The sequence below is a fragment of the Luteimonas sp. Soil_N_1 genome (assembly GCF_057656255.1).
In genome coordinates, this window is sequence record NZ_JBDGKS010000001.1 from 1,720,465 (window position 1) to 1,747,349 (window position 26,885).

Annotated in this window: 28 protein-coding genes and 1 tRNA gene; 11 read left to right on the top strand and 18 right to left on the bottom strand. The window is 69.2% G+C overall.

The genetic code is table 11. From position 1 onward, the window contains the following. The 4 genes from phaC to AC3A4E_RS08025 all read left to right on the top strand — a co-directional run bounded on the left by phaC (position 1) and on the right by AC3A4E_RS08025 (position 2,439). Positions 1 to 1,068 carry a class III poly(R)-hydroxyalkanoic acid synthase subunit PhaC gene (gene phaC, locus AC3A4E_RS08010; protein ID WP_487630972.1) on the top strand — a complete coding sequence of 356 codons (1,068 nt, stop codon included), beginning with the start codon at positions 1 to 3 and terminating at the stop codon, positions 1,066 to 1,068. 28 nt (positions 1,069 to 1,096) lie between these two features. After that, positions 1,097 to 1,297: a PspC domain-containing protein gene (locus AC3A4E_RS08015; RefSeq protein WP_232137678.1), complete on the top strand. Its 201-nt coding sequence runs from the start codon at positions 1,097 to 1,099 to the stop codon at positions 1,295 to 1,297. A gap of 2 nt (positions 1,298 to 1,299) precedes the next feature. Continuing rightward, positions 1,300 to 1,746: a hypothetical protein gene (locus tag AC3A4E_RS08020; protein WP_487630973.1), complete on the top strand. Its 447-nt coding sequence runs from the start codon at positions 1,300 to 1,302 to the stop codon at positions 1,744 to 1,746. Between the two features lie 213 nt (positions 1,747 to 1,959). Further along, the gene (locus AC3A4E_RS08025) at positions 1,960 to 2,439 is read left to right on the top strand and encodes a hypothetical protein (protein ID WP_487630974.1); all 480 of its coding nucleotides are present in this window, start codon (positions 1,960 to 1,962) and stop codon (positions 2,437 to 2,439) included. A 63-nt stretch (positions 2,440 to 2,502) separates the two neighbouring features. On the opposite strand, the gene AC3A4E_RS08030 is transcribed toward AC3A4E_RS08025, so the two are convergent. Further along, positions 2,503 to 3,306 carry an NRDE family protein gene (locus tag AC3A4E_RS08030; protein ID WP_487630975.1) on the bottom strand — a complete coding sequence of 268 codons (804 nt, stop codon included), beginning with the start codon at positions 3,304 to 3,306 and terminating at the stop codon, positions 2,503 to 2,505. A gap of 198 nt (positions 3,307 to 3,504) precedes the next feature. Beyond that, positions 3,505 to 3,590: transfer RNA gene (locus AC3A4E_RS08035), tRNA-Leu, on the bottom strand. A 207-nt stretch (positions 3,591 to 3,797) separates the two neighbouring features. On the opposite strand from AC3A4E_RS08035, the gene AC3A4E_RS08040 reads away from it, so the two are divergent. After that, complete coding sequence (locus AC3A4E_RS08040) at positions 3,798 to 4,244, top strand: hypothetical protein (RefSeq protein WP_487630976.1); 447 nt, start codon at positions 3,798 to 3,800, stop codon at positions 4,242 to 4,244. A 25-nt stretch (positions 4,245 to 4,269) separates the two neighbouring features. On the opposite strand, the gene AC3A4E_RS08045 is transcribed toward AC3A4E_RS08040, so the two are convergent. From AC3A4E_RS08045 to AC3A4E_RS08105, 13 genes are all read right to left on the bottom strand, one after another. Beyond that, on the bottom strand, positions 4,270 to 6,108 hold the full coding sequence (locus AC3A4E_RS08045) for a DUF885 domain-containing protein (RefSeq protein ID WP_487630977.1): 1,839 nt from the start codon (positions 6,106 to 6,108) through the stop codon (positions 4,270 to 4,272). Between the two features lie 114 nt (positions 6,109 to 6,222). Then, positions 6,223 to 6,828: a cysteine dioxygenase family protein gene (locus AC3A4E_RS08050; protein ID WP_487630978.1), complete on the bottom strand. Its 606-nt coding sequence runs from the start codon at positions 6,826 to 6,828 to the stop codon at positions 6,223 to 6,225. Positions 6,829 to 6,837: 9 nt separating this feature from the next. Beyond that, positions 6,838 to 7,980 (bottom strand): homoserine O-acetyltransferase MetX, encoded by a 1,143-nt coding sequence (metX, locus tag AC3A4E_RS08055; RefSeq protein WP_487630979.1) that lies wholly within the window; start codon positions 7,978 to 7,980, stop codon positions 6,838 to 6,840. Positions 7,981 to 8,014: 34 nt separating this feature from the next. Further along, entirely contained in the window at positions 8,015 to 9,028 is a 1,014-nt protein-coding gene (locus tag AC3A4E_RS08060; protein ID WP_487630980.1) for a tetratricopeptide repeat protein, read from the bottom strand. Beyond that, a complete protein-coding gene (locus AC3A4E_RS08065; RefSeq protein ID WP_487630981.1) occupies positions 9,028 to 9,471 on the bottom strand; it encodes a cytochrome c-type biogenesis protein in 444 nt (147 codons plus the stop codon). The genes AC3A4E_RS08060 and AC3A4E_RS08065 overlap by 1 nt, the downstream gene beginning before the upstream one ends. Beyond that, positions 9,468 to 10,025, bottom strand: coding sequence for a DsbE family thiol:disulfide interchange protein (locus AC3A4E_RS08070; RefSeq protein WP_487630982.1), 558 nt, complete (start codon positions 10,023 to 10,025; stop codon positions 9,468 to 9,470). The genes AC3A4E_RS08065 and AC3A4E_RS08070 overlap by 4 nt, the downstream gene beginning before the upstream one ends. Then, positions 10,022 to 11,947 carry a heme lyase CcmF/NrfE family subunit gene (locus tag AC3A4E_RS08075; protein WP_487630983.1) on the bottom strand — a complete coding sequence of 642 codons (1,926 nt, stop codon included), beginning with the start codon at positions 11,945 to 11,947 and terminating at the stop codon, positions 10,022 to 10,024. The genes AC3A4E_RS08070 and AC3A4E_RS08075 overlap by 4 nt, the downstream gene beginning before the upstream one ends. A gap of 36 nt (positions 11,948 to 11,983) precedes the next feature. Beyond that, the gene (gene ccmE / locus AC3A4E_RS08080) at positions 11,984 to 12,466 is read right to left on the bottom strand and encodes a cytochrome c maturation protein CcmE (protein ID WP_487630984.1); all 483 of its coding nucleotides are present in this window, start codon (positions 12,464 to 12,466) and stop codon (positions 11,984 to 11,986) included. Beyond that, positions 12,463 to 12,642, bottom strand: coding sequence for a heme exporter protein CcmD (ccmD, locus tag AC3A4E_RS08085; protein ID WP_487630985.1), 180 nt, complete (start codon positions 12,640 to 12,642; stop codon positions 12,463 to 12,465). Before ccmD ends, ccmE begins: the two co-directional genes overlap by 4 nt. Next, positions 12,639 to 13,397 carry a heme ABC transporter permease gene (locus tag AC3A4E_RS08090; protein ID WP_487630986.1) on the bottom strand — a complete coding sequence of 253 codons (759 nt, stop codon included), beginning with the start codon at positions 13,395 to 13,397 and terminating at the stop codon, positions 12,639 to 12,641. The genes ccmD and AC3A4E_RS08090 overlap by 4 nt, the downstream gene beginning before the upstream one ends. 130 nt (positions 13,398 to 13,527) lie before the next feature. Further along, entirely contained in the window at positions 13,528 to 14,214 is a 687-nt protein-coding gene (ccmB, locus tag AC3A4E_RS08095; RefSeq protein WP_487630987.1) for a heme exporter protein CcmB, read from the bottom strand. Then, the gene (ccmA, locus tag AC3A4E_RS08100) at positions 14,211 to 14,852 is read right to left on the bottom strand and encodes a heme ABC exporter ATP-binding protein CcmA (protein WP_487630988.1); all 642 of its coding nucleotides are present in this window, start codon (positions 14,850 to 14,852) and stop codon (positions 14,211 to 14,213) included. Before ccmA ends, ccmB begins: the two co-directional genes overlap by 4 nt. A 73-nt stretch (positions 14,853 to 14,925) precedes the next feature. Further along, positions 14,926 to 15,408 (bottom strand): DUF3293 domain-containing protein, encoded by a 483-nt coding sequence (locus AC3A4E_RS08105; protein WP_487630989.1) that lies wholly within the window; start codon positions 15,406 to 15,408, stop codon positions 14,926 to 14,928. 72 nt (positions 15,409 to 15,480) lie between these two features. On the opposite strand from AC3A4E_RS08105, the gene AC3A4E_RS08110 reads away from it, so the two are divergent. The 3 genes from AC3A4E_RS08110 to AC3A4E_RS08120 all read left to right on the top strand — a co-directional run bounded on the left by AC3A4E_RS08110 (position 15,481) and on the right by AC3A4E_RS08120 (position 18,081). Then, on the top strand, positions 15,481 to 16,626 hold the full coding sequence (locus AC3A4E_RS08110; protein WP_487630990.1) for a pyridoxal phosphate-dependent aminotransferase: 1,146 nt from the start codon (positions 15,481 to 15,483) through the stop codon (positions 16,624 to 16,626). A gap of 128 nt (positions 16,627 to 16,754) precedes the next feature. After that, on the top strand, positions 16,755 to 17,321 hold the full coding sequence (locus tag AC3A4E_RS08115) for an SCO family protein (RefSeq protein WP_487630991.1): 567 nt from the start codon (positions 16,755 to 16,757) through the stop codon (positions 17,319 to 17,321). Positions 17,322 to 17,433: 112 nt separating this feature from the next. Continuing rightward, positions 17,434 to 18,081, top strand: coding sequence for a response regulator (locus AC3A4E_RS08120; protein WP_487630992.1), 648 nt, complete (start codon positions 17,434 to 17,436; stop codon positions 18,079 to 18,081). 303 nt (positions 18,082 to 18,384) lie between these two features. Here AC3A4E_RS08120 and AC3A4E_RS08125 read toward each other — a convergent pair whose 3' ends face one another. Then, complete coding sequence (locus tag AC3A4E_RS08125) at positions 18,385 to 21,663, bottom strand: Rne/Rng family ribonuclease (protein ID WP_487630993.1); 3,279 nt, start codon at positions 21,661 to 21,663, stop codon at positions 18,385 to 18,387. Between the two features lie 402 nt (positions 21,664 to 22,065). Here AC3A4E_RS08125 and AC3A4E_RS08130 point away from each other — a divergent pair, with 402 nt between their 5' ends. Next, a complete protein-coding gene (locus tag AC3A4E_RS08130; protein WP_487630994.1) occupies positions 22,066 to 23,025 on the top strand; it encodes an RluA family pseudouridine synthase in 960 nt (319 codons plus the stop codon). A gap of 18 nt (positions 23,026 to 23,043) precedes the next feature. Here the strand turns inward: AC3A4E_RS08130 and AC3A4E_RS08135 are convergent, their stop codons facing one another. Beyond that, positions 23,044 to 23,949 (bottom strand): DUF6624 domain-containing protein, encoded by a 906-nt coding sequence (locus AC3A4E_RS08135; RefSeq protein WP_487630995.1) that lies wholly within the window; start codon positions 23,947 to 23,949, stop codon positions 23,044 to 23,046. Next, complete coding sequence (locus tag AC3A4E_RS08140) at positions 23,946 to 24,287, bottom strand: 4a-hydroxytetrahydrobiopterin dehydratase (protein ID WP_487630996.1); 342 nt, start codon at positions 24,285 to 24,287, stop codon at positions 23,946 to 23,948. The genes AC3A4E_RS08135 and AC3A4E_RS08140 overlap by 4 nt, the downstream gene beginning before the upstream one ends. Positions 24,288 to 24,370: 83 nt before the next feature. Here AC3A4E_RS08140 and AC3A4E_RS08145 point away from each other — a divergent pair, with 83 nt between their 5' ends. Beyond that, positions 24,371 to 24,964 (top strand): NfuA family Fe-S biogenesis protein, encoded by a 594-nt coding sequence (locus tag AC3A4E_RS08145; protein ID WP_487630997.1) that lies wholly within the window; start codon positions 24,371 to 24,373, stop codon positions 24,962 to 24,964. Positions 24,965 to 24,992: 28 nt separating this feature from the next. Next, the gene (locus AC3A4E_RS08150) at positions 24,993 to 26,600 is read left to right on the top strand and encodes a hypothetical protein (protein ID WP_487630998.1); all 1,608 of its coding nucleotides are present in this window, start codon (positions 24,993 to 24,995) and stop codon (positions 26,598 to 26,600) included. The last annotated feature ends 285 nt before the right edge of the window (positions 26,601 to 26,885 follow it).

The following is a 26,885-nucleotide window of genomic DNA, read 5'->3' on the forward strand; positions in this document are numbered from 1 at the left end:
ATGACCGGACCACTGCACATCACGCCCGATCGCATCGCCGACGAAGCCGCACGCGTCCAGCAGAAGCTGGGCGCCGGCCTGCGCACGCTGCGCGAGGTCGGGGACTTCGATTACGGCGCGACGACCAAGCAGGAAGTCTGGCGCGACGGCAAGGTCGTGCTGTACCGCTTCATCGGCGAGAAGGCGCCGACCGCGCGCGTGCCGCTGCTGATTGCTTATGCGCTGGTCAACAGGCCGTATATGGTCGACCTGCAGCACAACCGTTCGATCGTGAAGGGTCTGCTGGAGCGCGGCGAGGATGTCTACATCCTCGACTGGGGCTACCCGGACCGCTCCGATCGCTTCCTGATGCTCGAGGACTACATCGAACGCTTTCTCGGTGGCGCGGTGGATCACCTGCGTCGCAGCGCGGGGCTCGATGCGATCAACCTGCTCGGTATCTGCCAGGGCGGCACCTTCGCCCTGAGCTACGCCGCGCTGCATCCCGAGCGCGTGCGCAATCTGATCACGATGGTCACGCCGGTGGATTTCCACACCGACGACAACATGCTCGCGCACTGGACGCGCGATCTCGACGTCGATCTGTTCGTCGACACGCTGGGCAACGTGCCGGCCGACATGATGAACGCGTGTTACCTCACGCTGAAGCCGTGGCGCCTGCTGGTGCAGAAATACGTGGGCGTGGTCGACATCCTCGACGATGCGCCGGCGCTGGAGGATTTCCTGCGCATGGAGAAGTGGATCTTCGATTCGCCGGACCAGGCCGGCGAAACCTTCCGCCAGTACATCAAGCAGTTCTACCAGGGCAACGGTTTCGTCAATGGCGGCATCGTCATCGGCGATCGCGAGGTGCATCTGGGGCTGGTCGAAATGCCGGTGCTCAACATCTTCGCCGAGCAGGATCATCTGGTGCCGCCGGACGCGTCGCGTGCGCTGCGCGGGCTCGTCGGCACGCAGGACTATTCGGAACTGTCGTTCTGTGGCGGGCATATCGGCATCTACGTGTCGGGCCGCGCGCAGACACAGGTGCCTTCGGCGATCCACGACTGGCTGGCGCAGCGCGCATGACGCGCCTGTGTCCCGGGTGCGCGCGCTGATGGCGACGTCGCCCACCTTGAGCCGCACGCGAGAGGATCGCGTGCTCGCCGGCGTCGTCGGCGGCATCGCCCGTCGCTTCGACTGGAATCCGACCGTGGTGCGCGCGCTGTTCGTCATCATCTCGGTGGTGTCGGCCGCATTCCCCGGCCTGTTCGTCTACCTGCTGCTGTGGATGCTGATGCCGGAAGGCGAGGGCTGAGCGTGCATCCGGCGGTGCGCGTCGCGGCACTGGTGCTCGGCGCAGTGTGGACGGTGCCCAACACGCTGATCGGAATCGTCGGCGGCATTGCGGGGCTGCCGTTCGGTGCGCACTGCCGCTGGCGTCGCGACGACCTCGCACTGGTGTTCGACCGCTGGCCCTGGGGGCCGGGCGGGGCGATCACGTTCGGCAACGTGATCCTGCACACCGGGGATTCGCTGGACGTGCGCTGCACGACCTATGCGCACCGCGCGGCCTGGTGCGAAGACGCGCCGATCCAGCTGGCCGATCACGAACGCGCGCACGTCTACCAGTACATGGTGCTCGGGCCATTGTTCCTGCCGATGTATCTGCTGTTCGGCGGGGTGAGCGTACGCAACCGCTTCGAGCGTGCCGCCGATCGCTATGCCCTGACCGGGCGCGGCTGGTGGCCGTGGCCGCGTCCCTGAGCGTGCCGATGGACGGTCGCCGGTTCTGACGGCTCTGTAACGGATCCGGCGCTACGTTCAAGGCGTCGAAGCGGAATCCGGAAGGCGCTACGCCAACTGCAAACGCTCCGGCACGGGAAGGCCCGGCCAGCCGGAGAAATCCGGCAGACTGGGCCTTTCGCATATCCGGCGTTCCGACAGGCCGGTGTGTCCACGAGGTCTCTGGAGTGTTCGATGCGCTACGACCGTGATGCCGTATCCCCGTGGTCCTTCTTCCTGCCGGTTGCGCTCGCCGTGCTGGTGGGCAGCCTCGTTGCCGACGCCATCGGGCATACCCTCAGAGATCGCTTCGCAGCGACACCCGTCGCGGTGGTCGAAACACCGGTTGCAGTGGCCGCTCCTGTTGCAACGCCGACAGTGGAGGCCGCAGTCGCGCCCGAAATCTCTCCACCGGTCGCGCCTTTGCCGCAGGCTGTCGAAGCGCCGCACCCCGACGCGGCCCTGCTCGCGGAGCCGGCCGGCACCGGTGCATCGCCGGCGATCACGGAGGCTGCAGACGCAGGCGTCCGCCGGCTGTCCGGTCCGATCACGGCGCGGCAGGCAGGCGAGAGCGAAAGCTGCATCAACAACACCGTGGCCACGCGCAGTCCGAACGGTTGGGAGCAGGCGCTCGAGAACGATGCCCCGGTGCGTTGCGAGGCATCGTCGAACTGATGCGGTGTGTGCGGGCCGCATGACGATAGTCGCCGGCAGCTTCCGTACGAGGTTCTTGACCGTCTAGCGCACGCGTGTCCGCAGGTGCTCGTGTGAGGTTCCAGCCAGTTGGCCGGACGGCGCGAAACGTCGTTCGTCGAACCGGATGCCGTCCCGGTCGACGAGAACCACGCTGCTGCAGCGTGTGCCGTAGACCGCGTCCTCGATGAAGGGCGGCGACAGCCTTCGTTCGAGGACCAGGCCAACGCCGGTATCCGGCAACGCGGCGTCGGGCGCGGCCTGCGTGTCACGCAGGCCGGCGAACAAGCCGTCCACGGATCGGACGAGTGGTTGCACAGGAGCGGAAGCACCTGCAGCTGCATCCAGCCAGTCCTCGAGCGTCCGTGTCGCTGCCAGGCTTTTCGGCCACGCGGCATCGAATGCGCCATTGGACATCGCGTGCAGTCCGGGCACGACCGGTGCGGCCGCGAAGCGGGGATGGTTGCTGGCGAACCAGAGGGCATCCCCGTCCCAGACCAGCAGGTTGAAGGGGCCGTATTCCGATGCGGTCCGCGCGAGCGCGTGTGCGAAGTCGCCTGCGGACACGTCGCCGCGTGTGAAATCGCGCACGAGCCAGCCGCGCGAACGGTCTGCGGCGGGGCGCGCAGCGGTACCGGTACGCACGTTGGTGACGGCCGCCAGTCGGCGCCGTGTCGATGCCTGCAGCCAACTGCCGCCCTGCACGAGATCGCGGCCGCCATAGACATCCGGTGCATCGGGATCGAATCCGGCTGGCGCGGTCGGCCGCGCATGGAACTCGTCGCGGTTGGCGATCAGTGCCAGCGGCAGATCCGGGCGGGTGTTCCAGGCAACGGAGATCAGACACATGCGCACATGCTAACGGAGCGAAGGCGGCGCAATGCGCCGCGGGCAGCAAGGCGCACGTGCCATCGCATCGGCTGCAGACGGTGCCGGGTAATCGCATCCGGCGCGGGCGTCAGGCGCATGTACGGCTGTCGGTTTCCGTTATTGCAGACGTTCCCGGAAGCCCCACACGACAACGGCCCGCATGCGCGAGCCGTTGGCTGGTACCGGAGGCGGGACTCGAACCCGCACGCTTTTAAGGGCGGCGGATTTTGAATCCGCTGCGTCTACCATTCCGCCACTCCGGCGCGGACGCGGGAGTATAGCGGAACCGGGCTCCAGGGCGCCTTTGCGTTCTCCGAACATATGCGCCTGCATCATGCGCGGGCCGGCGCGTGGCCGGGAGTGGGGGAGAAGACATGCACGATCGAACGCTGCCGCAGCCGACGACGCTCCGGTGCCCTGCGCACCCGCGCGCATCGACCGGGTGGGCGCGACGGGTGCGGATCCTGTCGGTGGCAGTGCTGCCGCTGGTCATGGCCGCCTGCACGAGCGGACCGGACCCGCGTCCGGTCGATGCCGAGCCGGTCGCCGAACGCGAACTGGCCCTGCCACCGTCCGGCGCCACCGTCCCCGCACAACCCGGTGGGCAGGTCACTCTGGCCCAGGGCGTGTTCCGGGTGCACCTGAGCAATATCCGCTGCGTACGCGCGCCATGCCCGAACGGCTACATGGTGTCGAACATCGAGGGCCGCCCGGCTGCGCTGCGGCCCGACGTGCCGCAGCCGGTGTCGCGGATGCCCGAACAGGTGCGTTTCGACGCCGCATCGGGCGGCGCCATCGAGGACGGTCTGGTGGACCGGGCCCACGTCGGTGACGGGGTCGTCGTCGAAGGCCGAGCCTGGCTGATCGAAGGCGGCCGCACGCTGCGGGTCGAAGTGGCGCGGCTGCTCGACGACTGAAGCGGGTCCGGACGACGCGGTGCGCTCAGCCCGCGTCAGGTCCGTTTTCGGTCTTCGACGCGTCGATCCAGGCGTCGACCGCGCCCGACACCACGTCCAGTGGCAGCGCACCGTTCTCCAGCAGCACGCCGTGGAAGGCGCGGAGGTCGAGGCGCCGACCCATCGACTGGCGCGCGTGTGCGCGCAATGCGAGCAGGGTGTGCAGGCCGACGGTATGCGCGCAGGCGCGTCCGGGCCTGACCAGTTGGCGCTGGGCCTCGTTGCGGGCCTCCGCCTCCTGCATGCCGGCGACCTCACGCAGATAGGTCGTCGCCTGGGTCAGGGTCCAGCGCTCCGAATGCAGCCCGGTGTCGACCACCAGACGCGCGGCGTGTACCAGTTCGGCGCGCAGTCGGCCAAGGTCGCCGCGGGGGTCCTGGTCGTAGACACCCATTTCGACGGCAAGCCGTTCGGCATACATCGCCCAGCCTTCGGTGAACGCCGTGGGCGCGAGGCTGCGGCGCAGCCGCGGCAATGCGAGCTGCGCCTGGGCAAGGCCGACCTGCAGATGATGGCCGGGCAGACCGTTGTGATAGACCAGCGTCGGCAGTCCCCCGTCCGGCAACGCGCGGATCCGGGCCGGGTCGAGCACCAGTGCGCCGGGGCGGACGCCGCCACCCGGTGGGACGTAGTAGACAGCCGCAGTGCCGCCTGCGTCGGGCGCCGCCAGCCGGACCTCGAGCGGCTGTGCGGGCAGCGCGGTGAAATAGCCGGGCAACAGGGCGCCGATTGCGTCCAGCCGCTCCTGGACCGCGACCCGGAGGGATTCGTCGTCCGCGGCCATCGTCACGCCGGTGGCGGTAACTGCGGCGGGATCCTCTGCCGCGTCGACGGGTTCCCGGGGGAGGCGGTCGCGTTCGATGGCCGCCATCTCGTCACGGATGCGCTGGACTTCCGCATGCCCGAGCGCGTGCAGCTGCGCGGCGTCGAGACCGACACCGGTGTTCCAGCGCAGCGCAGCGGCGTAATAGGCATCGCCGTCAGGAAGTGCCCAGACGCCGTCGTTGCGGTCCTGGGTGGCGATCGCGGCCTCGATGCGTGCGAGCAGGCGGCCGTAGGCCGGCAGGGTCGCGTCCTCGACCGCCGTGCGTGCCTCGTCGAGCAGTTCCCGGCGCAGCGCGTCATCGATGCCGCTGGCGCCGTCGAGCTTGCGGATGAAGGGCTGCAGGAACGGACTGTCGTCGACGCCGGCGCGGGCCAGATCGCGGATCTGCAGCGCTGCGCCTTCCAGCGCAACGCGGGGTGGGACGACGCCGTGGCGTGCCTGCTGGTCGAGATTGTCGCGGACCTGGTCGAGCTTGGTCGCTGCCGCATGCAACCGGGCCACGTAGTTGCGCGCCTCGGCGGCGCTGGTGACGGGCTGTGCGCTTGCGAAGAAGCCGGGCAGGGTGGTCGGGATGCTCGACAGCTGGTCGACCGCATAGGGATTGCTGCCGAGCGGCAGCCATGCCGGCGCCCAGTCGAATGCAAGCAGGTCAGCCTGGCTGCGATAGAACCAGTGCGCCATCTCGAGCGTGCGCTGCTGCTGGGGCGCGAACGCGTCGTCGTCGATGTCGTCCAGCGCGGACAGGTTCGCTGCCAGCGCGTCGCGCAGGGCGGCGCGGTGCAGCAACGAGGCATCGGTCAGGCGCCCGGCGGTGACGCGCGCATCGGGGCTGTCGATGCCGAGCACCGTCATCGCTTCGGGATCGTGGGCCAGAAGCGCGTCGAACTGGGCGTCGACCAGCGCATCCACAGCGCGACCGTCGGCGTCCGGCAGGACGGGAGACTGCCCGCAGGCAACCAGCAGGGTCGCCAGAGCGACAGTCAGTAGCGAACGGGTCATCGGCCTCGCGGGGGGAAACGGAGAGCGCGGTCACTGTAGCCGCTGCGGTCGCGGGATGCGCGCTCCTGTTCACGTTTTCAGGGATGCGGGCATCCGCCCCCGTCCCACATGCGATCAGTCGACGGTGTCGACGGCGAGTGCAGCGTCGTGGCGCAGGTACCAGTCGCCCGCATCGGGCCGGAAGCGCGCGCAGTGCTCGATCGGACCCTGGTAGATGTGCAGCGACACGGCCACCGCGTCGTCGCTCGCGTTGCGGATCGTGTGGTACTCGTGCGGCGGAATCAGGCTGCCGGCGCTGCCGACACCGGCCTGCATGCCCGAGGCCGCGCGGAAGCGGAAACGTGCGCCTTCCGATTCGAGCAGTTCGTACTGGGCGATCTCCAAAGTGCCGCGCCAGATGCCTTCCACGCACCACAGACCGTCGTGGTCGTGGATCGGCGTGCCCTGTCCGGGCGCCCAGGTCATCGCGACGATGCTGTAGCCGTGCGCGGGGCTGCGATAGAGCTCGCGGCGGGCGTAGTGACCGTCGACCGGCATGTGTACGCAGGCGGGCAACTCGACTGCGGGGTCGCGGATCAGCGCGCACATCGCGGTCCGCAGCGCGGCGGTGACGGCGTGGTCGTCACCGGCGGCAATGGCTGCGTCGACGGCGGCCACGACACGTTCGCGACCCGGGAACGGCACGTCGGGCAGACCGGCGGTGTGGGGTTGGGGACACATCGTCCGAGTCTAGCCCGCGCGGGCGGCGGCTGCAGGTGGCAGCGCAGCAAGAAAATCCGCCACCGCAGGCCCGAAACGCGCGATGTCGACGAGAAACGCGTCGTGCCCCTGCGGCGATTCCAGCGGCAGGAAGCTCGCGTCGATGCCGCCGGCGCGCAGGCCATCGGCGATCTGCTGTTGCTGCTGCAGCGGGAACAGGATGTCGGTGTGCACGCCGATCGCAAGCGCACGTTCGACGCGCAGTGTCGCCAGGCCGTCGTCGGTGCTGCCGCCGCAGCTTTCGCCGATGTCGAACCAGTCCATCGAGCGGCTGAGGTAGAGATAACAGTTGGGATCGAAGCGGCGCACGAAACGGCGTGCGTGACCTTCGAGATAGCTCTCGACTTCGAACTCGAGGCCGAACGGCTCCTCGTCCTCGCGGCGATCGGATTCGAGTCGCACGCGGCCGAAGCGGCCGTCCCATTCCAGCGCCGAGCGATAGGTGATCACGCCGAGCTTGCGCGCCATGCGCATGCCGCTCTCGGGGTACGCGGCATCGGTGTAGGCGCCGTTCTGCCACATCGGATCGAGGCGGATCGCTTCGCGCTGCAGCGAGCGGATCGCGATCGAGAACGGCAATGCGCGCGCGGCGCCGCAGATGTTGATGTGCGTGCGCGCGAGTCCCGGAAACCGTGCGAGCAACGCGAGTGCGGTCATGCCGCCCATCGAATTGCCGATCACGCAGGCCAGGCGTTCGATGCCGAGCGCGGCGACGACGTGCGCGGCGGCGTCGGCGCCGTCTTCGACCGACAGTTCCGGAAACGCGAGCCGGTACGGCGCGCCGGTATCGGGATTGTTCGACGCGGGGCCAGTGGAGCCCTTGCAGCTGCCGAGCGAGTTCACGCAGATCACGAACCAGCGGTCGGTATCGATCGGCTTGCCGGGGCCGAGCATCGCCTCCCACCAGCCGGGTGTGTCGTCATCGGCGTGGCTGGCGGCATGCGCATCGGGCGACAGGCCGGTGACGATCAGGATCGCGTTGCCGCGTTCGGCGTCGGGCGTGCCCCAGGTCTCGTAGGCCATGCGTGCGCCACGGAGCGCGCCGCCGCGCTTCATCGGGAACGGCGAGGGCAGGTCGATGAAGCGGCTGCCCGGCGGGATGAATTCGGTCATCGCGCCAGTGTAGCGACTCGGTGTGTTGCGACGGTCAGGGCGCCGCGGCGGCGGGCACGACGAGCTCGACAGGATCGCGCGCCGGCAACGTGACCCGCACCGGTGCGGATTCGAGGTCCCCGTCGCTGCGCGATGCGTCACCGCTGCGCGAGATGCGCGCGATGATCTCGACAGAATCGAATGCCGACAGCGGCTGGGTCGGCATCGGGCTGTCGCCGTCGCCCAGCACGATGTCGAGCGGCAGTGCCGAGACCGGATGGCGCTGCACCGCGACCGGCATCGGCGGACCGCCGGGCTGGCGGGCAATGACGAAGACCGTCGCGTCGCCGGGCAGCGTGGCGCCGGCGGGATCGAGTCGTACGCGAACGCGTAACGCATGCGTGCCGGGTGCCGGGGCTGCGGTGGTCCCCGATGCGTCGTCGGCAGGCATGCCGGCGGCAGTGCGCGCGACAGCGATCTGGGTGCGCAGTGCGTCGGCGGCGGTGCCATCGAGCAGGGGCAGCAAGGGTGTCCAGGTCGCGACCGCGCCCGTATCGTCGCCGGCCTGACGCTGGGCGATGCCCAGATACCAGCGTGCGTGCTGATGCTCGGGGTTGCGCGCGAGCACATCGCGCAGTGTCTGCACCGCAGCGGCATCGAAGCGTCGATCCGGCGCCGCGCGTGCGCTGGCCTGCGCGGCTTCGACCTGCACAGCGTCGTCCTCGGGCAGCAGCCTGGCCGCGCGTTCGATCGCGTTGCGCGCGTCGGCGTAGCGTTCCAAGCCTGCGTATGTGCGCCCCAGCAGCAGCCAGCCTTCGGGCTGCCGCGGGTCGCGCTGGAGATCGGTTTCCAGACGCACGATCGCATCGTCGAGCGAATCGGGTGCTGCGAGCTCGGCGGGATCGAGCGCCTGCGGCGTGCCGACCAGCATGTACATGCCGGCCACGAGCACCGGCACCAGCAGGGTCACCGCGATCGCGACCCGCGACGCGCCACGGCGTAACCCCCAGGTCAGGGCGACGACGGTCGCCAGCGTCAGCACGATCGCGAGCACGACGAACAGCAGCATCACCAGGTCTCCGTGTCGTCGGGCGGCAGCGGCCCGGCTTGTCGGCGCGAGGCGACGACGCGCCAGATCACCACGCCGCCGGCGCCGAGCAGCAGCAGCGGGCCGAACCACAGCAGCCATGTCGACGGGCCGACCTGTGGGCGATACAGCACGAACTCGCCATAGCGCGCGACCAGATGCGCCTTGATCGCCGCATCGTCGTTGCCTTGGCGCATCAGCGTCAGCACTTCGCGGCGCAGGTCATGGGCAATCTGCGCGTTGGAATCGGCCAGCGACTGGTTCTGGCACATCACGCAGCGCAGCTCGGCGACGAGGCTGTGGAAACGGCGTTCTTCGGCCGTGTCCTCGAAACGCAACGGCGCGGCGTCGACGGCGACCTGCGCGCGCGTGACCTGCGGCCACGTCAGGCACAGCAGCAATGCGAGCACCGCGGCGCGGATCACTGCGCCTCCAGTCGTTCGACGAACGGCATCAGCTGCTCGCGGATCGTCGCATCGGTCATCGGGCCGACGTGCTTCCACAGGATCGTGCCGCCGCCATCGACGAGGAAGGTTTCCGGCGCGCCGTAGATGCCCCATTCGATCGCGGCCTTGCCGTCGTAGTCGGCGAGCACGAGGTCGTAGGGATTGCCGAACTGCGCGAGCCAGCGCGTCGCGTCTTCGGGCTCGTCCTTCCAGTTGAAGCCGATCACGCGCACGCGGCCGGTCCTGGCGAAGGCGTTGACCACCGCGTGTTCCTCGCGGCACCCCGGACACCAGCTGCCCCAGACATTGAGCAGGTACGGCGCGCCGCGCAGATCGGTCTGCGTGACCAGGCGTTCCGGTGCGCCGAGCACCGGCAGCTGGAATGCCGGCGCCGGTTTGCCGATCAGGGGCGAGGGCAGGGCGTCGCGATCCGGACTGCGGCTCAGCCACACGCCTGCGGCCAGCAGCGCGAGGATCACGCCGAATACCGCCAGCGGCAGCCAGCGGGCGCGCGATGCGCGTGGCGCGCTCATGCGGTCTTCTCGCGACGCGGCCGGCGGAAGCGGCGATCGGCGGCGGTGACGAAACCGCCCAGCGCCATCAGGAACGCGCCCGCCCAGACCCAGCGCACGAAGGGTTTGATGTGCACGCGCACCGCCCATGCATCGCCACCCAGTGGCTCGCCGAGCGCGACGTACACATCGCGCAACACGCCCGGGCGGATCGCGGTCTCGGTCATCACCTGGCCGCCGCTGGCATAGGTGCGCTTCTCGGGATGCAGTGTGGTCACCAGCCGGTCGTCACGGAACATGCGCACCGTGCCGCGATCGGATTCGTAATTGGGGCCGACGTGATGCGCGACGCCGTCGAGCACGAAGGCATCGCGGCCGATCTCCAGCGACTGCCCCGGCAGCAGCGCAACCTCGCGCTGCACGTTGAGTGCTTCGACGAGCAGCGCACCGACCAGGAACACCGAGATCCCGAGGTGTCCGAGCACCATGCCGGTCATCTCCGCGCCCATCCGGCCACTCGGCGCACGCAGACGTGTCCAGACGAATCGTGCGGTGCCGCCCGCCACCCACACCGCACCGGCCACGCCCATCGCGACCTTCCACGGGCCCTGCGGCGCGGTGAAGAATGCGAGCGTCGCCGCGATCAGCGCGAGTACCGCCCACGGCAGCAGCATGCGCAGTGGCCGTGACATGTCCTCGTTCTGCCAGCGGGTCAGCGGACCGAACGGCAGCAACAGCACCAGCGGTGCCATCAACAACAGGAACAACAGGCCGAAGTAGGGCGGACCCACCGAAATCTTGCCGAGATTCAGTGCATCGGCCAGCAGCGGATACAGCGTGCCCAGCAGCACCATCGCGCAGGCCGCGACCAGCAGCAGATTGTTCGCGAGCAGCAGCGTTTCGCGCGAGGTCGCGGCGAACGGTTTGCCGTCGCGACCATCGGGTGCGCGCAGCGCGTAGAGCAGCAGCGAACCGCCGACGACGAGGCCGAGGAACACCAGGATGAAGAGCCCGCGCGTGGGATCGGCGGCGAAGCTGTGCACGCTGGTCAGCACCCCGGAGCGCACGAGGAATGCGCCGAGCAGCGACAGCGAGAACGTCGCGATCGCCAGCAGCAGCGTCCAGCCGTGGAAACTGCCGCGCTTCTCGGTCACCGCTTGCGAGTGGATCAGCGCCGCACCGGCGAGCCACGGCATGAAGCTCGCGTTCTCGACCGGATCCCAGAACCACCAGCCGCCCCAGCCGAGTTCGTAATACGCCCACCACGAACCGAGCGCGATGCCGATCGTCAGGAACGCCCACGACACATTCGTCCACGGCCGCGTCCAGCGCAGCCAGTGCGCGTCGACCTTGCCGTCGAGCAGGGCGGCGATCGCGAACGCGAACGGCACCATGAAACCCGAGTAGCCGATGTAGAGCATCGGCGGGTGCACGATCATCCCCGGATCCTGCAGCAGCGGATTCAGATCGCGCCCTTCGAGCGGCATCGGCAGGATGCGTTCGAACGGATTGCTGGTGAAGATCAGGAACGCGAGAAAGCCCAGGCACACCGCGCCCATGATCGCGAGTACGCGCGCCAGCACCACGTCCGGCAACGAGCGCGAGAACCACGCCACCGCCGCGTTCCAGCATGCGAGCACGAACACCCACAGCAGCAGCGAACCCTCGTGGCCGCCCCAGACCGCGGTGAAGCGGTAGACCATCGGCAGCAGCGAGTTCGAGTTCTCGGCGACGTAGCGCACCGAAAAATCCTGTTGCACGAACGCGGCCGTCAGCGCCACCCATGCGAGAAACGTCAGTGCCCACTGCGCATACGCGGCCGGTCGCGCGGTCGCCATCCACGGCGCGAGACCGCGCTGCGCACCGAGCAGCGGCAGCACCGTCTGCAGCGTCGCGGCGACCAGCGCCAGCAACAACGCGATCTGGCCGAGCTCAGGGAGCATCGGCGACTCCGGCATGCGCGCCACGCACGACTTCGATCACTGCGCGGCGTCCGCGTCGGCCGGCGTCACGATGCCGTGCTTGTCGTGCGCAAGGCCCATCTTGTCGGCGACCTCCTTCGGCACATAGGTCTCGTCGTGGCGCGCGAGCACCTGTTCCGCAAGGAAGGTGTCGCCATCCATGCGCCCGGTCGCGATCACCGCCTGGTGTTCGCGGAACAGGTCGGGCAGCAGCCCGGTGTAACGCACCGGCAGTTCGGCATCGCCATCGGTCACGCGGAAGCGCGCTTCCATCGAGCCTTCGGCGCGCGAGAACGAACCACCGGCGACCATGCCACCGAGCCGGAACCGCGCCTCGCCCGACGACACCGCGGCGCCGGCGATGCCGCCCAGCACCTCGTGCGGTGTGTACAGATAGGACACGTTGCGCTGCAGGGCGAACGCGATCAGCGTCATCGACAGCGCGCTGGCCGCGACGATCGCGACGACGAACAGCAGACGGCGGCGGCGGACCGGATTCATCGGGTCAGCTCCGCGGCGTCATCGGCGGCCACCGTCGTCGCCGCGGCGCGACGCGCCGCCACGAGGCGCACCGCGCGCAGCAGCTGCGCGGTGCGGATGCGCGGCGCGACGAAATCCCAGGCCAGCACGGCGGCGAACACCGCATAGGCGGCGACGACGTATTCGATATAGGTCATGCGCGATCTCCGGTCGGCGCGGCCAGCGCCCGCACCCAGTCCTTGCCCGCTTCGCGGCGCAGGTTGTCGGCGCGTGCGCGCGCCAGCAGCGAGCCGACGAACCAGAACTTGGTGCCGACCACCATCCACAGCAGCGGCCACAGCATGCTGCCGTCGATGCTCGACTCGCCGAACACGCGGATCGTCTGGCCCTGGTGGAGCGAATCCCACCACACCACCGAGTAGCGGATCACCGGCAGCAGGACGACGCCGACGATCGCCAGCAGTCCGGCCGCGCGCGCGGCGGTGCGGCGGTCTTCGATCGCGTGGTAGAGCCCGATCACGCCCAGATACAGGAACAGCAGAATCAGTTCGGTGGTCAGGCGCGGATCCCAGTCCCACCAGGTGCCCCACATCGGCCGGCCCCAGATCGAACCGGTCGCGAGCGTGATCACGGTGAACGCGGCGCCGATCGGCGCGCAGGCCATCGCCAGGATTTCGCAGAGCTTGATCCGCCAGACGAGTGCGATCGCGGCGTAGATCGCCATCGCCGCAAACACGGCCAGGCTCATCCACGCGCTCGGCACATGGATGTAGAGGATGCGGAAGCTGTCGCCCTGTTGGTAATCGGCGGGCACCACGTACAGCGCGCCGTATAGGCCGACCGCCATCGTCGCCAGGCCGAGGCCGAACCCCCACGGCGCCCAGCGCCGCGCGAAGCGGTCGAAGGTGGGGGGCGAACCGAGTTGATGGAACCAGAGGAGGACAGAGTTCATTTAGGCGTGCGGGTCGCTGGCTTGCGGTCTCGGAGCGCGCATGGCGGGCATGCGGTCGCGGGCGTGGCGCGGCGTTGCGGGACGGATTGCACGTCGGCGACGGGGCCCTCCAGACCCGTCGCGGGGCCGGTCAATTGAGTGCGATGCGGATGGCGGTCGCCGCAGCGACGGGTGCCAGCACGAGCGCGGCGGCAAGGCCCGCGGCGAGCAGCAACAGCCCGCCGGATGGATCATGCCCCTGCGCCGCGATCGCGACGCTGCCGGCACCGAACACCAGCACCGGAACGTACAGGGGCAGGGCAAGCAGTGCCAGCAGGATACCGGAACGGCGCATGCCGATGGTCAGCGCGGCGACCACCGCGCCGAGCAGGCTCAGCAGTGGCGTGCCGAGCGCGAGACCGGCCAGCAGCACCGGCAGCTGGGCGCGCGGCAGGCCCAGCAGTTCGGCCAGCAGCGGGGTGGCGACCAGCAGCGGCAGGGTCGTCGTCGCCCAGTGCACGGCCGTGCGTACCAGCACCAGCCAGGCCAGCGGCACGGGGCTGAGCATCCATTGTTCGAGCGAGCCATCCTCCGCATCGCCGCGGAACAGGGTGTCGAGCGCGAGCAGGCCCGCGAGCAGCGCCGCGACCCACAACACGCCGGGCGCCACGGCGCGCAGCGTCCCGGGTTCGTTGCCCAGCGCCAGCGCGAACAGCACCACGACCAGCAATGCGAACAGCGCCGGCTGCAGGGCATCGCCGCGCCTGCGCCACAGCAGACGCAGGTCGCGGGCGATCAGCGCGGACGCGCTGCCGGGCAGGGTCGGGTGCGCGCTCATGCGGCCGCGTCCAGCACCAGTTCGCGGGTGCGCACCGCCGGCGCGGCGTAGGCGCCGTGCGTGGTCACCAGCGCCGCGCCGCCGTCTTCGAGCTGGGCGCGGACCATGCGGTTGACCAGTTCGATGCCCTGCAGATCGAGATTGGCGTAAGGCTCGTCGAGCAGCCACAGCGGTGCCGGCGACATCCACAACCGCGCCAGCGAGAGTCGTTTCTTCTGCCCGGCCGACATCTGCCGCACCAGCAGATGCGCATGCCCGGCCAGTCCGACCAGAGCGAGCGCGCGTTCGGCGGTCTGGCTGGCGCGGCAGCCCTGCAGGCGCGCGAGGAACTCCAGGTTCTCGATCGCGTCGAGATCGGCCTTCAGACCAGGTAGATGGCCCAGATACGCCATCGTGCCGGCGCGCATCGCGCGGGCGACCGGGGCGCCGCCGACCTCGACCGTGCCGCCATCTGCTTCGAGAAGGCCGGCCAGCACGCGAAGCAGCGTGGTCTTGCCGGCACCGTTGCCGCCCTGCACCAGCAGGGCCTCGCCAGCAGCGACGTCGAAATCGAGCGGTCCGAACACCGGTCGCGCGTCGCGCAGGAAGCACAGACCGCGGGCGGCGAGCAGTGGCGGGACGGAAGCGGACTCGGACATGCGGCAGCGATGGGCCCACGGGCGCGACCCCTTCGGTCGCGCGGCCATCCTATCCGCAGCGACGCGGTTTGCGTCAGCGCAACCAGTCGACGTGCTGGTCGCCTTCCAGGCCGACCGGACGCGCCGCATCCATGCGCAACCGTACCGGCGTCTCGCGCGGCCACCACAGCGTGCCGAGCTGGCCGTAACGACGCGCCATGTCGTCGAACGCGCCGGCCTCCATGCCGAACACGATCCAGCTCGGCTCGCGCCAGCTGCGGTCGGAGGCGCTGGCGAACGCGGGCATGTGCGGCAGTCCAAGCGCTCGGAGTTCGGCCTCCAGCGCGCGATCGGCGCGGCGGTTCTCGGTGGACGCGCGCATCTCGGACATCGGGTTCCAGGCCGACAGGCACCCGTAGCCCGGGGCGTCGGGATACCGCAGGTCCAGACCCGGCGTCGGCAGGCCGATCACGATGTCGTGCCAGTCGTCCCGGTGCTGCCAGCGATACCGGGCATCGAGATAGGCATGCAGCAGCGCGACCAGCCGGGTGTCGTCGATGGGATGCTGGTGGTTCATTGGCGGCGGTTTATCCCTGTGGTTCCCGTCCGTACACTCGTGGCCCCCCAGATTGCCAACGGAATCCAGGCGATGATCCGGACCAAGCTCCCCAAGGTCGGCACCACGATCTTCACCGTGATGTCGCAACTGGCGGCCGAACACGGCGCCGTCAACCTCGGGCAGGGCTTTCCCGATTTCGACGTGCCGCAACGCCTGGTGGACGCACTTGCCGCGGCGATGCGTGCCGGGCACAACCAGTATGCGCCGATGACGGGCATCCCGGCGCTGCGCCAGGCGATCGCGGAGAAGACCGAACGCGTCTACGGGCATCTGCCCGACGCCGATGCGGAGATCACTGTCACCAGCGGCGCCACCGAAGCCCTCTTCAACGCGATCCACGCTGTGGTGCGCGCAGGCGAGGAGGTCATCGTTCTCGACCCCGCCTACGACAGCTACGAGCCGGCGATCGAGCTGGCCGGCGCGGTGGCCGTGCACGTCCCGCTGGATCCGGTGACGTTCGCGCCCGACTGGCAGCGCGTGCGCGATGCGGTCACGTCGAAGACGCGGATGCTGATCGTCAACAGTCCGCACAATCCGTCCGGCGCGATGTTCGGCGCGGCCGACATGCAGGCGATCGCCGAGCTGCTGCGCGATACGGGCATCTATCTGCTGTCGGACGAGGTCTACGAGCACATCGTGTTCGACGGCGCACGCCACGAGTCGGCGCTGCGCTGGCCGGAACTGCGCGAGCGCGCATTCGTCGTGTCGAGCTTCGGCAAGACCTACCACTGCACCGGCTGGAAGCTCGGCTACTGCATCGCGCCGCCTGCGCTGAGCGCGGAGTTTCGCAAGGTGCACCAGTACAACGTGTTCTGCACCTTTGCGCCGGCGCAGCATGCGTTCGCGGAGATGCTGCGCGAAGAACCGGAACACTACGAGCAGCTCGGTGCCTTCTACCAGGCCAAGCGCGACGCCTTCGCCGCGCAGCTCGCCACCACGCGGCTGCAGTGCCTGCCGGTGCCGGGCGGTTATTTCCAGCTGGTCGACTATTCGGCGGTCAGCGATCTCGACGACGCCGAATTCTGTCGCTGGCTGACGATCGAGAAGGGCGTCGCCGCGATTCCGCTGTCGCCGTTCTATGCGGCGCCGCCTGCCGGACAGCGCCTGGCGCGGCTGTGTTTCGCCAAGAACGACGCGACGCTGGCTGCGGCGATCGAGCGCTTGCAGACGCTCTGAAAGCGCGCTGCGACGTTCGGTCGCGGCGGACCTTCAGCGAGGCATCGCTAGACTTGGTACGTGCGAATCCCGCGCCCGTGACTTCGACTGACTGTCCGACCGTGTCCTTCCGCCTCGCCGCCATTGCCGTGTCTTTTCTGCTGCTCGCTGGCTGCAGCGCGCCGCCGGCCGGCCCGTACACGGGCACCGATCTGACGGGCGTCTCCTACGGCCGCAGCCTCGATCTCGAGGACGCACAGGGCCAGCCGCGCGGACTCGGTGATTTCCGCGGGCGTTACGTACTGCTGTCGTTCGGCTACACGCATTGCCCGGAAGTCTGTCCGACCAGTCTGCTGAAGGCTTCGCAGATCCGACGTGCGCTCGGGGAGGACGGTGAGCAGTTGCAGATCGTCTTCGTCACCGTGGACCCGGCGCGCGACACCGGCGAAATCCTCGCGCAGTACGTCGGTGCGTTCGGCGGCGACATCATCGCCTTGCGCGGTGACGACATGCAGACGCGGCTTGCCGCGCAGTCGTTCCGCGTGACCTATCGCCAGGTGCCGACGAGCTCGTCGTACGCGATGGACCACACGATGGTGAACTACCTCATTGGCCCCGATGGCCGGCTGAAGCTCGCTTTCCAGTACGATCAGCCCGTCGACAGGATGGTCGACGACATCCGGTACGCGATGACACAGGGCCCAGTGACCGGATGACGTAGACGCAGGCTGCGGGATGACCGCGTGCTCAGCATTTTCCGACTTGCGATCCGTTGCAGACGCAGCGTAGCCTCGGATACAGGGGAAAGGATATCGGGAGGGAGCAGGGATGACGATTCGTGTGTTCATGGTCGATGACCATGCACTCGTCCGCACCGGCATGCGCATGATCCTCGCCGGAGAAGCGGATATCGAGGTGGTCGGAGAGGCCGACAGTGGCGAGACCGCGCTACCGCTGATCCGCAAGCTCAAGCCCGATATCGTGCTGTGCGACCTGCACCTGCCCGGCGTCAGCGGGCTCGAGGTCACCGAGCGCGTCGTTCGCGGGCAGCCGGAGACGCGGGTGATCGTGGTGTCCATTCTCGAGGACGGCCCGATGCCGCGCCGGATGATCGAAGCGGGCGCCTCAGGCTACGTGGGCAAGGGAGGCGATGCCGCCGAACTCGTCCGCGCAGTGCGCGACGTCGCGCGCGGCCGCCGTTATCTGGCCAGCAACATCGCGCAGAACCTCGCCCTGTCGGGTATCGGCGGGAACGAAACGCCGTTCGATGCGTTGTCGCCCCGCGAGATGGAAGTGGCCATGCTGCTGCTGCAGGGCCTGCGGCAGGAAGACATCGCGCGTCGCCTGAGCCTCAGTGCCAAGACGGTGAACACGCACAAGTCGCGCCTGTTCGAAAAACTGCAGATCAAGGACACGATCGCCCTGGCGCGACTGTCCCGCCAGTACGGCGTGGCGCCACCGGAACTCGCGGTGTAGCGATCGCCTGGGGCGAGCGGCTGTGCCGCTCGTGCCAGGCGTCGTGGTCAATCTTCCGGAAATTCCTGCTGCACAAAACCGGGCTCAGCCAGGGGCGGCCACAGCCGCCCCGCGGTGACCCGATTGCACTTGTTGCGGCATCTGCCAGGCGGATGTGGCAACCATGGCTCGCACATGCGGTCCGCGGTGCGCGCGGGAGGCTCAGTCCGTATCCGGGCGCTGCAGCAGCGTTTGCGATGACCCCCAAAAGAAAACCCCGGCCGAGGCCGGGGTTTTCCCAGAAGCAGATGCCGGGTGCGCCGATCAGACGTCCTGCGGACGTGTCCGTTGCGGATCGACCTCAGTCTCCGATGCAACTTCCGTATCCGCCTCTTCGTCGACAACGGGTGCGGCCGGCTCGACCGGCGCCGTGTCGGCATCGATCACGTCCGCAGGCGCCGCTTCGTCACGGGTGGCCAGCGCGGTGTCGCCAGGTGCGACGCCAGTGGTCTCGGGCTCAGCGGACGGCGTGTCGACAGCAGGCTCGACGCGGTGCGCAGGCGCGTCGAACAGGCTCTGCGTGACCGGCGTCTGCGCGGCGGCAGGCGTGGGCGAAGGCTGGGGTGCTTCCGTCGCCTCTGCTTCGACCGGCGTTGCGTGCCCGCTTTCGATCGCAGTGGTGACGACGGTGGGCTGGGCCCGGGTCGCCGCCTCGATCGCGTCAGTCGCGGCATCAGGCTGGACATCCGGAGTCTGCGCCTCCGCCTGCGCCTGCGGCTTCACGGTGACAGGCGCGGGGGCGTCGGTCTGCACAGTCGAACCTTCGTCCGGTGCCTGGATCGCAACGGGTGCGGTCTCGACCGCAGGCTGGGTCGCGATCTCCGTCTCGACGGCCGATGCCGTGCGTTCGAATGCCGATCCGGAAACGACGTCCTCACGCGGCTGGGCCGGCGCTGAAACGGGCGTGTCGCTGCGAGGCGTGTCGACAGCGGATGCCGCCACTGCCACGGTCGCTGCAGCGACTGCCGGACGGCTGGTGTCCGCATCGATGTGGCGCTGGCGCTGGGGCTCGACGGGGGCGGGCAGGTCGTCGAAGTCGAACTCCGGCTGGCCGTGTCCGTTGGCGACCGCCGTGTCCTCGTCGCCGGCATCGTCGGCGTCCAGCGGATTCTCTTCACCGTTGGCGGTGTCACCGGCCTTGCCGCGGCGACGGCGGCGACCACCGCGACGGCCACGACGTCGGCGTCCGTTGCCACCATCCTCGTCGCCGACCGCGTCACCGTTGGCATCGACCTCGACTTCGTCGGTGTCCGCAACGTCCGCCTCCGCGACCTGGACCGACGGCGCCGCATGCTGCTGCGTGACGTGAGCTGCCTCGGTGGACGGGTTTGCATCGGGCCCGGATGCGGCAGTGGATCCTGCTGCTGGCGCCTTGTGCTCGACCTCTGCAGGCGTGGTCCGGGGGGCATCCAGCGTCACCGCGGCTGCTGCGGCCGGCGCGGCAGCTGCACTGCCTGCCTGCACGTCGAGTGCCTCGCCTTCCTGCTTCGGACGCTGGCCACGCTGCTTCTGCCGCTGGCGACGTTCCTGCTGACGCTCCTTGCGCGCGCCTGCATCTGCGGTCGCGGCCTGCTCACGCTTCGGCTCGCGCGCTGCGTCCTCACGGACCGGCTGCGCCGCGGGCGTGGCCGGCTTGGCCTCCGCTGCACCCTGGGTCTGACGGTTGCCACGACGATCGCGACGCTGGCCATTGTTGCGACCACCACGCTCGCCGCGGTTCTCACCGCGCGGGCTGCCGTCGCGTGCCGGACGCTCGCCCTGGGGGCGGGCCGGTGCAGCAGGTGCGGGTGCAGCAGGCGCTGCGAACAGGGTGCGGATCCACCCCATGAAACCGCCACCGGCGGCCGCGGCTGCGGCGGCGGCTGGTACGGGAGCAGGCTGCGGCGCCGGTGCCGGCGCGGCGACCGGTGCGGCAACCTCGGGCCTCGGCTCGCGGACCGGCGCGGGCTGCGTCGGACGCACGTTGGTCACGGCGGGCGGCGGCACGTTGAGGTTGTTCTTGCTCAGTGCGATCGTCGCGACGCGACGCGGCGTGCCGCGCTGGTAGCTCGGGCGGGCGGTTTCCTCACCGAGTTCGTTCTCGCGGATGCGCGAGACCTCGTAGTGCGGCGTGTGCAACTGCTCATCGGCGACGATGATGATCGGTGCGTCGTGGCGCTTCTCGATTTCCTCGAGCGCGCTGCGCTTTTCGTTGAGCAGGTAGTTCGCGATCTCGACCGGGGCCTGCACCAGCACCTGTCCGGTGTTGTCCTTCATCGCGTGCTCTTCGGCGACGCGGATGATCGACAGCGACAGCGACTCGATGCTGCGCATACGGCCATGGCCTTCGCAGCGCGGGCAGACGATCTGGCTCGACTCGCCCAGCGACGCACGCAGGCGCTGACGGCTCATCTCCAGCAGGCCGAACTTCGAGATCTTGTTCTGCTGGACGCGGGCGCGGTCGTACTTGAGCGCGTTCTGCAGCTTGTTCTCGACGTCGCGCTGGTGCTTGTTCGACGACATGTCGATGAAGTCGATCACCACCAAGCCGCCGAGGTCGCGCAGGCGCAGCTGGCGGGCCACTTCCTCGGCCGCTTCCAGGTTGGTGTTGAACGCGGTCTCCTCGATGTCGCCGCCCTTGGTAGCGCGGGCGGAGTTGACGTCGATCGCGGTCAGGGCTTCGGTCTGGTCGATGACCAGCGCGCCGCCGGACGGCAGACGCACGGTGCGCTCGTAGGCGCTCTCGATCTGCGACTCGATCTGGTAGCGGTTGAACAGCGGCACATCGTCGGTGTAGTGCTTGAGCTTGCGCAGGTTGTGCGGCATCACCTGCTCGACGAATTCCTTCGCCTCGGCGTACATCTCCGGCGTATCGACGAGGATCTCGGCGATATCGGCGCGCATGTAGTCGCGCAGTGCGCGGGTGATCAGACGCGATTCCTGGTAGATCAGGAACGGCGAGGGCTTGCTCAGCGCGGCTTCGGCGATCGCGCGCCAGATGCTCAGCAGGTAGTCGAGATCCCACTGCAGCTCTTCAGCGTCACGGCCGACACCGGCAGTGCGGATGATCACGCCCATCTCGTCAGGGATGTCGAGCGCGTCCATCGCCTTCTTCAGCTCGGCGCGGTCTTCGCCCTCGATCCGGCGCGACACGCCACCGGCGGTCGGCGAATTGGGCATCAGCACCATGTAGCGGCCGGCCAGCGAGATGAACGTGGTCAGGGCAGCGCCCTTGTTGCCGCGCTCTTCCTTGTCGACCTGGACCACGACTTCCTGGCCTTCGCGCAGGAGTTCCTTGATGACGCCCTTGTTCGGGTCGGCACCGGCCTGGAAGTAGTCGCGGGAGACTTCCTTCAGCGGCAGGAAGCCGTGGCGGGCGGCACCGTATTCGACGAACGCGGCCTCGAGCGAGGGCTCGATGCGGGTGATCCGGCCCTTGTAGATGTTGGACTTCTTCTGTTCCCTGGACGGCTGTTCGATATCGATGTCGTACAGGTTCTGACCATCAACGATGGCGACGCGCAGTTCTTCTGCCTGCGTCGCGTTGATCAGCATGCGCTTCATGGTGGACGTTCCTTAGCGCGCTCTTGCGCGCGGAACGCCGGGGCGTTTCGCCTGGATGAGGCCTGATGCCGCCGCGCACGCGCAGCGACGAACCGGTTTTTCCAGCGCTACGACACCACGGCGGGCCGCGGGAGCGCTCGTTGTTTCCTGGGGTGTTGCGGGCCGCGGGCGGCGCGCGAAACGTCCCATGGACGGTCGCGCACGCCTCGCGGGACGTGTTCAGCTCCGATGCCAGGCATCGGGCGATGGCCGGTACTGCCGAACAGCCGCTAACATGGCCGCCCCTGGGGCGGTGGCCGCGCACTGTCCGGGAGCCTTTGAAAGGGGGCTTTCGGCCCGGGTTCTTCCAAAGAAATCAGCACCTTAGATCGCGGCCCGAGTGTAACAGATAAATAAGCGACGATGACTGACAACGGTTCCGGCAACACCGGCGGCGTACGACTGGTCCGGGTTCCGGATGATCGTGACGGCCAACGGCTCGACAATTTCCTGCTCGGCCAGCTCAAGGGCGCGCCGCGGTCGATCATCTACAAGATCGTTCGCAGCGGGCAGGTCCGTGTGAATGGGGGGCGCGCCAAGCCTGAGCGCAAGCTCGACGCCGGCGACGAGGTCCGCATTCCGCCCGTCCGGCTGGAGACACCGGGCGAAGCCGGCACGCCCTCGAAGGGTCTGCTGGCTGCGATGGACACCAGCATCGTGTTCGAGGACGCCCGCCTGCTGGCGATCAGCAAGCCGTCCGGCGTGGCCAGCCACGGGGGCAGCGGCATCAGCTTCGGGGTCATCGAGACCCTGCGGGCGCTGCGGCCGAACCAGTCGCTGGAACTGGTCCACCGCCTCGACCGGGACACTTCGGGCTTGATGGTGCTGGCCAAGAAGCGGTCGGCGTTGACCCAGTTGCAGGCCCTGCTGCGCGAGGACCATGGCGCCGGCATCCGCAAGCGCTACCTGACGCTGCTGTCCGGACGCATGCCCGACGGCACGATGAGCGTCGATGCCCCGCTGCACGTCGGCCTGCGCCAGGGGGGCGAGCGTCACGTGCAGGTCAACCCGCAGGGCAAGGTCTCGCTGAGCCATTTCGGCGTGCTGGAGCGGCGCGGTGGCCAGTCCTATTGCGAGGTCCGGATCGAAACCGGCCGCACCCACCAGATCCGTGTCCATGCCCAGCACATCGGTCATCCGGTCGCCGGCGACGACAAGTACGGCGACGGCGAGGTCAACAAGCGCATGCGCGAGCAGATCGGACTCAAGCGCCTGTTCCTGCATGCGGCGTCGCTGGAGTTCACTCTCGACGACGGCGAGGCCTACGTCCTCAACGCGCCGCTGGCCGACGATCTGCGCGAGGCGCTCGACCGTCTCCGCTGAGCCGGGCAGGGCGGGCGTTCAGTCCACTTCGCGGCCGTAGCCCTCGCGCAGCATCTGCCGGTAGTCGGCCATCGGGGGCAGGTGCATCGCCGCGCGACGTGCATCGAGCCCGCCCATGTCTTCGACCGGACGCAGGCGCATGACGCCGTCCTCGCCGGTTTCGAACTGGGTGCCGTAGACCTGTGCCTGCCCATCGGCGACCCGGACGCGATCGGTCAGCAGTGCGAAGTGGCTGCGGTCGGCGCGGCCGGCTTCGACCGCAGGCTGCATCCGCGCCAGTGCGAGTCGCTGGAACGCCGGATCGTGGTCGGCGTGCTGCACCAGCATCCAGGCGGCCTGGGCGCCGTCGACGCCCACCCGTTCGCTGTCAGGCCATCCGGCCGTTTCGAGTACCTGCTTGAGCCAGGTGGTGTTGTCACGGTCCACGTCCGCCATCCGCGCCTGTGCACGGGCGTCGACCGTGCCGTCGCTGCGGAACACCGCGCGCCTGGCGTCCTGGTCCACTTCGGCACGTCGCAGGAGTTCTTCACGGAGGGGCGCGTCGCGCTTGCCCGCCAGTGCCGTCTCCTGGACACGCGCCTCGGCCTGCAGCGTCGTCCAGCCGGGCTGCAGGCGCAGGGCATCGAGCCCGGGGCGCGACTTTCCGGTCAGTTCGTCGAACGGGATGCGACCCTGCGGTACCTGTCGATGCAGATAGGCGAAGGCCTCATCGAAGCGGCCGGCGGCCGACAGGCACTCGGCCGGCAGCAGGGCGGCCCCGCCGGGCAGCGGCTCGCCGGCGGCTTCGATCGCCAGCAGCACGTCGGCGCAGCGGGCCGGATCGCCGGCGCCGTAGGCAGTGAAAGCGTCCATCACCGATGGTGGATTGGCGCCCGCCGTCGAGACGCATGCGAGCAGCGCGAGGCCTGCGCTGCGCGCGCTCATGCGACCAGCTGGTCGGCCTTGGCCGCGCAGATGAAGTCGTTCTCGCTGAGGCCGCCGACATCGTGGGTCGAATAGCGGACTTCGACACGGTCGTAGTGCACGCCGAGATCGGGGTGGTGGTCTTCGCGATGGGCGACGAACGCCAGCGCGTTCACGAAGGCCATCGTGCGGTGGTAGTCGTCGAAACGGAAGGTGCGGGTCAGCGCCTGGCCGTCTTCGGCAAGCGTCCAGCCGGCCAACTGCGGCAGCAGTTCACGCACACGTGCTTCGGGCAGGCGGTGTTCGTCGCCGCGCCGGGGAACGCAGTGCGCATCGCTGAGGGAAACAAGGTCGGACATCGTGGAATCTCCTGTCGAGGGCCGTTCATGCGGCAGACGGCGACCGGCGTGTGCACGGGCGCGGGGCCGCTAGAATACGCCGCATGATCAACATCTCCGAAACCGCGCAGACGCATTTCCGCAAGCTGATCGAGCGCGAGACGCTGCCGGGTCTGGGCGTGCGGCTGTCGGCCGTGCATGCCGGTACCCCGCGCGCCGATGTGCGTCTGGAGTTCGCCGGCAGCGACGATCTGCAGGGCGACGAGTGGGCGATCGATTGCGAGGGCTTCACGTTGTGGCTCGATGCGCCGAGCGTGCCGTACCTCGATGGTGCCGAGATCGACTACGAAAGCCGTGCCACTGGCGGCCAGCTGCAGATCCGCGCGCCCAAGATCAAGGGCGAGGCACCGCCGGAAGCCGCATCGCTGGTCGAGCGCGTGCGCTGGGTCGTCGAGCAGGAGGTCAACCCGCAGCTCGCCCAGCATCGCGGCCACGTCAGCGTGCAGGAAGTGACGGCCGAGGGCGTCGTCGTGTTGCGCTTCGGCGGCGGCTGCCACGGGTGTGGTCTGGTCGACGTCACGCTGAAGCAGGGCATCGAAAAGACGCTGATGGAAAAGGCGCCGGGTGTGACCGCGGTTCGCGACGCGACCGATCACGACACCGGCGACGCGCCGTACATGCCGCGCGACGCGGCCTGATTCTTCCGCAACCGGCGGCCGTCCCCGGATGTTCACTGCTGCCGACCTGATCGACGTATTGCGCCGCCGCAGGCGCCGCTCGATCCGGCCGGAAGATGTGCCCGAAGGCTTTCCCCCGGCTTGGACCCGCTGGTTCGAAACGATGCGCGCGCGCGTCGGCGCGGTGACCGGCGCGACCGCGGACGCGATCGTAGCCGTTCTGGCCGCGCGACCGGCGCCACCGCGACCCAGGGGCCGCGTGCCGGCGAACGCACTGGCGGCGTGGGTCAGCCTGCTGCATCCGCGCTGGGAACCGGAACCCGGGGACCACCGGGGCCCGAAGCGGGTCTCGATGGTGCTCGCGCTGCTGGCGCAGGTGCTCTGGGTGGGCGGCCTGCTGTTCCTGACCCAGGCGCGGTTCGCATCGCCGGCGCCAGCGGCGCAGGGCGAAGAACACGTGGTGCAGGCCGTCTTCATCGGCGACGGCACACTGGAGGATGCGGGGCCCGGTGACGCGGGTGAACCGGAGCCGGTCGCAAGGGTCCAGGTACCGCCGGCTCCGACGTCGACGCCTGTGCCGGCGGAACCGCAGCCGGCACCGACCGCGACCCAGGACACGTCCGCCGCGCAGGACGCCACGGTCGCCACCGAGCCGGTCGAGCCGACCGAGCAGGTGTTGCAGGTCACGCAGACACAGGTCCCGGATATCGATTTCACCCTGCCGCCGCCACGCCCGGGTGCCGCGCCTGAAGTGGTTTTGCGCGACCGGCAGGTGCCGGAGGCGCAGTTGCAGGCTGTCGAAGTACCGGCCCTGCGTACGCCCGCGCCGCTCGCGGAGATCACTGCGCAGCGTCGCGAGGTCGACGTCGAGATCCGAGAGCGCAGCGTGCCGCAGCCTGTCGAATCCGCGCGTCTGCCGACCCGGGACGCGCCTTCCGTCGTCATCGACGCGCCGGAGGTGCCGCCTCGGCCGGTGGCCGATGTGGTCGCGCGCGAACGCGCGGTCCCGATGCGCGAGGCGCCCGCGCCCGCACCTGCCCCACAAGCGCCTGCGCCGGCCGCGCCGGTGGCGGCGTCGCCATCGCCCACACCTTCCGTGACCGCCGGAACGCGCACGCCTGCGCCGGGCCCGACGCCCGGGTCCGTCGGTCCGCGTGCGGGCATGCCGCCGGGCGCCGCGCCTTCGACGCGCGCGGCTGACGACTGGGGTGACGGGGCCACCGCACGCGAGGGCGGAGAGCCCGGCAGCCCGTCGGGCCTGCTGGGTGCCGACGGTCGACCGCGTCTCGCCGGGGACGGGCGGGTCGGCGGCGGCCTGCCACCGGGCACGATCACCGAGGACTTCGCCCGCATCGATCGCGAAGGCACCTGGCTCAAGCGGCCGCCGACCGATTACGAGCCGACCAGCTTCGACCGCTTCTGGACGCCCAGCGAAACCCTGCTGCAGGAGTGGGTGCGGCGCAGCGTCAAGACCGTGCTGATTCCGATCCCGGGCACCAGCAAGACCGTGCAGTGCAGCGTGGCGCTGCTGATGTTCGGCGGCGCCTGCGGCATCACCGATCCGAACATGCAGGACGTTGAAACCGACGGTCGGCCTCCGCCGGATGTGCCGTGGAAGCCGGAGTTGCAGGAAGATCAGGACAGCCTTGGCGGCTGATTGAGTTGCGCTCAGCGACTGTGTGCCATCGCTTCCTCTTGTTGTTCTGATTCCTTCACTCCCGCGCAGGCGGGAGTCCATGGACGTTGCTTCGTTCTCGCTTTAGCTGCGGCTCTGGCGTTGCTTTCGCTTTCAGCTTTGGATTTCAATCGAGCCGTAAAGCGAGCCGAGCATCGCAGGGCGGCGGGGTCGAAGAGCAGCCCATGTCTGAGCGCAGCGAGTTTGGGCTGCGGAACCGTGAAGGTCCCAATGTGCCCCGTCGTCCGAGAAGCGCAGGGGGCCGCC